This window comes from Citrobacter sp. wls757 (genome assembly GCF_005280935.1).
Taxonomy (GTDB): Bacteria; Pseudomonadota; Gammaproteobacteria; order Enterobacterales; family Enterobacteriaceae; genus Citrobacter; species Citrobacter portucalensis.
The window spans coordinates 5705-6141 of record NZ_SZWU01000016.1 but is presented as its reverse complement, the minus strand read 5'-3'; the positions used below and the strand labels follow the sequence as shown (position 1 = coordinate 6141).

General features: G+C 50.1%; 1 pseudogene. It reads right to left on the bottom strand.

Annotated elements, in window-relative coordinates:
* Positions 1-437: pseudogene (locus FDW94_RS23850) on the bottom strand (exodeoxyribonuclease); the annotation flags it as partial.

Genomic DNA, 437 nt, shown 5'->3' with positions numbered 1-437 from the left:
AGTACATCAGCGACACACGCGCATCTTTCACCTGGGTAGAGCTGATACCGTTCGCTGCGTGATAAACCTCGTTCGGCAAACCCTCATAGCGGCCTGGCTCGAAGTAAGCGGGGTAAACAATAGACGGTTCGTCAGATTGCGCTTCTGGCTCGGTTTGTGCCGCAACTGGTTCGGTTTGGTTTACAGAATCGCTATTTTGGGGGACAGAATTTGTATTCTGGTTTACATCGGCTTGCTGGCTGGTATGTGACTCTTCACCAGTTTCCACACTGCTCTTGCCTGTATGCAGCGCATCACCAGCCTGTTTTTCATCACTGACAGTTTCTTGAACCTGCACATCGCTGATGGTCTCCGTAGCCTTTTTCGTGCCATGAGTTGCTGAGTTCTGCAGTAAAGCCGTAACGTCGAATATCCCGTTGCCGACATTTTTAACCAGT